Raw genomic sequence first — 4,922 nt, 5'->3', positions numbered from 1 at the left:
GGTGCCTGGCACGGCCACGTCGCCGGCACGCTCGGCCTGCCGATGCCGCAGCCGCTGGCCGGGGTGCTGCAGCAGAACCAGGACGTCCGGCTGGACGCGGCCACCCTCACCGACCAGGACTCCCGGACGTGGCTGCTCGTCGCCCTGGCGGTGGTCGCCCTGCTGTTCACCGGGCTGGGCATGGCGATGCACGCCCCGCCCGGCATCAAGGCCTGGCGGCACGCGGTGCACCTGGCGGTGGCGCTGGCGGTGGCGATGCTGCTGATCGGCGTGCTCACCCGGATCTCCGCCGCGTACGGCCTCACCCTGCTCGGCTTCGGCGGCAGCGGCGCGGCGGTGCTGGAGCCCGACCTGCTGGTGCTGGTGGCGGTGGGCGCGGTCTGGGGGGCGGTGGCCGGGCTGCTCGGCGGCCTGACGGCGGCCCGGGTACGCCGCGACACCGCGCCGGCGGCGCGGCGGCCGGCGGAGCCGGGGGACGGCGGCCCCGACGCGTCCGGGGCTCAGTCGCGGTCGGTGCCGTAGACCGGCAGCGCCCACTCGGGCGGCTCCGGCGGGGGCGCCGGCGGGTCGGGCGGCGCGACGGCCTTCCGCAGTGCGACGGGCTCCGGCGGTGCGGCGGATTCCCCGGACACCGGGGATTCCGCGGAAGCCGGGGACTCCCGCGGTGGGGCGAGTTCGGCCGGCGCCGCGGACTCGGGCAGCTGCGGGACGAGTTCGGTCGGCGTCGGCACCGGGATCGCCGCGACGTGCTCCACGCCGTGCAGGGCACCGACGAAGGCCAGGCAGCTGTCGTACCGCTCGTCCGGTGTCTTGGCGAGCGCCCGGATCAGCACGTCGTCGAGGGCGGCGGGCAGGTTGGGGCGGTGCTCGCTGAGGTGCGGCGGCGGGTCGTTGAGGTGCGCCCAGAGCTGGGCGAGGTCGTCGTCGCGCTGGTAGGGCGGGTCGCCGGAGAGCATCTCGTAGACCACGCAGGCGAGGCTGTAGACGTCGCACCGGCCGTCCACCGGCTTGCCGTTGATCTGCTCGGGGGCGACGTAGTCCAGGGTGCCGACGAACTGGCCGACGGTGGTCAGGCCGGAGAGCGACAGGGACTTCTTGGTGAGTCCGAAGTCGGTCAGGTAGACGTGCTCGGGGTGCTCGGAGTCGGTGCCCTCGGCGACCAGGATGTTGCCGGGCTTGACGTCGCGGTGCACGAGGTCGTGGTCGTGCGCGGCGTCCAGCGCGGAGGCGACCTGGGTGGTGATCCGCACGGTCTGGCGCAGCGAGAGCGGGCCCTCGCGGTCGAGCAGGGCGCGCAGGTCGCGGCCGCGGACGTAGCGCATGGCGATGTAGAGCAGGCCGTCGGCCTCGCCGGCCTCGTAGACCGGCACGATGTGCGGGTGGTCGATGGCCGCGGCGGCCTTGGACTCGCGGGCGAACCGCTCGCGGAAGACGTCGTTGCGGGCGAGGTCGGGGGCGAGCAGCTTGACCGCGACCGTCCGGCCGAGCCGCAGGTCCTCGGCGCGGTAGACGACGGCCATGCCGCCGCGGCCGATCAGCTGCTCCAGCCGGTAGGTGGCGAGTTGGTGGCCGGTCAGGTCGGCCGGTGCGGCGGTCGTCATCCGGCCTCACCCCGGGCGCCGGCCGCGGACCGCTTGGCGGCGGGCGGGTCGACGGTGGCGTAGGTCTGCATCCGGGTGCCGTCGCTGAAGAACCAGCGGCCCTGGTCGAGGTCGAGCAGCCAGGCGGAGGATCCGTCGATGACGGCGCCGAGCCGCAGGTTGCGGCTGCGGTCGCGGAAGGTCTCCAGGTCGATCAGGCCGTCCGTGTACTCGCCGACCAGCCGGCGGTAGGTCGCCAGCGCCTTCTCCAGGGCGGCGAGCAGGGGGCGCGGGTCCTCCAGCGGGGTCAGCGGGTGGTCGGTGCCGGACGGCGGGTGGGGCAGGGTGACCAGCAGCCGGCCGTCGACCCAGGCCGACCAGCCGTTGGAGCAGACGATGCGCGCCCAGTTGCCGTTGTTGTCGGCGAGCCGGACGGGGAGCAGCGGGTCGAGCCGTACGGACGGCCGCGACGGGTCCGGGCTCGCCCAGGTCTGCAGCCCGTCGGCGGGCGCGACGTGGGTGGGCTGGAACTCGTACGGGGCCGTCATCCGCGGTCACCTCCGCATCACGGCGGGTTCGTGACGGCGCAGCAGGCGCAGGACCAGCAGGCCGAAGAGGACGCTCAGCACCACCATCATGCCCATGTCGAGCAGCCAGACCGAGGCCTCGTGCCGGAAGAGCGGATCGGCGGTGAGCGGTTTGGGCACCGAGGCGTGCAGGTCGACGGTGGAGGCCATGGCGGCGAAGGCCCAGCGGGAGGGGACGAGCCAGGAGAGCTGGGCGAGCACGGGGGTGCTGTTGAGCTGGATCAGTGCGCCGCAGAACACCACCTGGACGATGGCGACCAGCACCAGCAGCGGCATGGTCACCTCCTCCTTCTTCACCAGGGCGGAGATGAGGAGGCCGAGCATCATGGCGGTGAAGGCGAGCAGGGCGACCGCCAGGGTGATCTCCAGCAGCGGTGGCATGAGGACGCCTCCGCCGCCCTGCGGGCGCAGGTCGACGCCGAGCAGCGCGACCATGGTGAGCACCACCGCCTGGACGACGGTGACGGTGCCGAGCACGATGATCTTGGACCAGAGGTACGCCGATCTGGACAGGCCGACCGCGCGTTCTCGCTGGTAGATGACGCGTTCCTTGACGAGTTCGCGCACCGAGTTGGCGGCGCCGGTGAGCACCGCGCCGACGCAGAGGATCAGCAGCGCGTTGAAGACGCTGTCCTCGGCGAGCTTCTTGCCGGCCAGGGCCCGGGCCATCACGCCCATGACGAACGGCAGCGCGATCATGACGGCCAGGAAGGTCCGGTCGGCGGTGAGCGCGGTGGCGTAGCGGCGGACGAGTGTGCCGACCTGGTGGTGCCAGCGCTGCGGGTGCGGGGGCTTGGGGGCCGGCGTCTCGGCGGCGGCCGGGGCCTGCGGCAGGGCCGGGCCGGGATGGTCCATGGCGCCGGTGATGTAGCGGCGGTAGGAGGGCGAGGAGCGGTACTGGCCGGCCCAGTCGCGCTCGGTGTCGTTCTCGAAGGCGTCGAAGGCGTCCGGCCACTGCTGGAAGCCGAAGAAGTCGAGGGTCTCGCCGGGCGGGCCGTAGAAGGCGATCCGGCCGCCGGGGGCGAGCAGCAGCAGCCGGTCGCACACGTCGAGGCTGAGCACGCTGTGCGTGACCACGATGACGGTGCGGCCGTCGTCGGCGAGGTTGCGCAGCATCTGCATGACCGAGCGGTCCATGCCGGGGTCGAGGCCCGAGGTCGGCTCGTCCAGGAAGAGCAGCGAGGGCTTGGTGAGCAGCTCCAGCGCGACGCTGACGCGCTTGCGCTGGCCGCCGGAGAGGCTGGAGATCACCTGGTCGGCGCGCTTCCCCAGGCCGAGTTCGGCGATCACCTCCTCGACCCTGGCCTCCCGCTCGGCGGCGGCGGTGTCGCCGGGGAAGCGCAGTTCGGCGGCGTAGCGCAGGGCGCGGCGCACCTGCAGCTGGGTGTGCAGGATGTCGTCCTGCGGGACGAGGCCGATCCGGCGGCGCAGCTCGGCGTAGTCGCGGTAGAGGTCGCGGCCGTCGTAGCGGACGGTGCCCTCGTCCGCGGGGCGCAGTCCGGTGAGGGCGTTGAGCAGGGTGGACTTGCCGGCGCCGCTCGGGCCGGCGACCGCGAGCAGCATCTTCTGCCCGACCGGGAAGGTGACCGAGTCGAGCAGCCGGCGGCCGCCGGCCACGGTGACGCTGAGGCGGTCGACGTCGAGGTCGACGTCGCCGGTGTCGACGTACTGCTGCAGTTCGTCACCGACCAGGCAGAACACCGAGTGGCCGATGCCGATCAGGTCGCCCTCGCCGACGAGGGCGTCGAGCACCGGCTGGCCGTTGAGGTAGGTGCCGTTGTGGCTGCCGAGGTCGACGATCTCCCAGCGCCCGTCGGAGCGGGCGCGCAGTTCGGCGTGCCGGCGGGAGACCGACAGGTCGCCGACGACCAGGTCGTTGTCGACGGCGCGGCCGATCCGGACGACCTTCGCCGGGAGCGGGCGGACGGTGGTCGGCGGCCGCATCGAGCCGGTGATGGCGGTCAGCGCGGAGGGTTGCCGGTCGACGGCCGGCTTCCGGGGCAGCTCGCGCAGGGTGCAGCGCGGTCCGTCGGCGGCGCTGCCGAACCGCAGCTCGCTGCCGGCTCCGACGTCGAGGTGCCGGATCCGGTGACCGTCGGTGTAGGTGCCGTTGGTGGAGCCGTTGTCGTCGAGCTCCCAGTGGTCGCCGTCGGCGTGCAGGACGGCGTGGTGCCAGGACACCCGGGGGTCGCTGAGGAAGACCTCGCTCGTCGGATCGCGGCCGACGTGGTAGGTGCGGCTCGGGCTGATGACCTGCGAGTCGCCTTCGGTCTCGAGTACCAGCTGCGGCGCGGTGAGCGCGGCGGGTCGCTCTCCCATACCGCCGATGGTAGCCGCGCACCGGGAGGCACGCCCGCTTCCACCGGGACGCCCGGGCGGGGAGCGGGCCCGGCGCGGGGTGTCCGGCGACATGCCCACGGCGGGGCGATTCGGCCGGAAACAGGTGTGTCACCCGGTATGTCTTGGGGCATGACGAGTTCGTACTGTCGGCCGCACACCGGGGAGGCTCCGTGAACACCTGGGCGACCTGGACCACGCAGGGCATCCTCGCCGGCACCGGAGGGGTGCGAACGGTCGAGTTGGGTGTCATCAAGGGCGATCTGACGGTCCACACGACGTGGATCGACGGGGAGGCCCGACTGACGGTCCAGTACAGCGGCGCGCTGGACTGGTTCACCGTGGAGGGCAGCCCGGTGCCCGCCGGGGACGAGGCGGCCGCGCGCGAGGCAGACCTCGTTGGTCGCCGCCGTGCTGC

The 4,922-nt window shown here is 73.4% G+C and carries 5 protein-coding genes; 2 read left to right on the top strand and 3 right to left on the bottom strand.

Features of this window, described 5'->3' with window-relative positions; genetic code table 11:
* The coding region (locus ABZ641_RS25705; RefSeq protein WP_359985304.1) for a streptophobe family protein at positions 1 to 522 on the top strand (522 nt) is incomplete at its 5' end.
* Here ABZ641_RS25705 and ABZ641_RS25700 read toward each other — a convergent pair.
* From ABZ641_RS25700 to ABZ641_RS25690, 3 genes are read right to left on the bottom strand one after another with little or no spacing between them, the layout of a single operon-like run.
* Positions 501 to 1,601: a serine/threonine-protein kinase gene (locus ABZ641_RS25700; RefSeq protein WP_359985301.1), complete on the bottom strand. Its 1,101-nt coding sequence runs from the start codon at positions 1,599 to 1,601 to the stop codon at positions 501 to 503. The two genes, ABZ641_RS25705 and ABZ641_RS25700, sit on opposite strands and share 22 nt — an antisense overlap.
* On the bottom strand, positions 1,598 to 2,128 hold the full coding sequence (locus ABZ641_RS25695; protein ID WP_344628346.1) for a hypothetical protein: 531 nt from the start codon (positions 2,126 to 2,128) through the stop codon (positions 1,598 to 1,600). Before ABZ641_RS25695 ends, ABZ641_RS25700 begins: the two co-directional genes overlap by 4 nt.
* Positions 2,129 to 2,134: 6 nt before the next feature.
* Positions 2,135 to 4,486 (bottom strand): FHA domain-containing protein, encoded by a 2,352-nt coding sequence (locus ABZ641_RS25690; protein ID WP_344628345.1) that lies wholly within the window; start codon positions 4,484 to 4,486, stop codon positions 2,135 to 2,137.
* Positions 4,487 to 4,677: 191 nt separating this feature from the next.
* Here ABZ641_RS25690 and ABZ641_RS25685 point away from each other — a divergent pair.
* A partial coding sequence (locus tag ABZ641_RS25685; RefSeq protein WP_359985298.1) for a hypothetical protein occupies positions 4,678 to 4,922 on the top strand: 245 nt, incomplete at its 3' end.

Origin of the sequence: Kitasatospora sp. NPDC007106 (genome assembly GCF_040634455.1) — a bacterium.
Classification (GTDB): domain Bacteria; phylum Actinomycetota; class Actinomycetes; order Streptomycetales; family Streptomycetaceae; genus Kitasatospora; species Kitasatospora arboriphila.
This window is presented reverse-complemented; position numbering and strand designations above follow the sequence as displayed.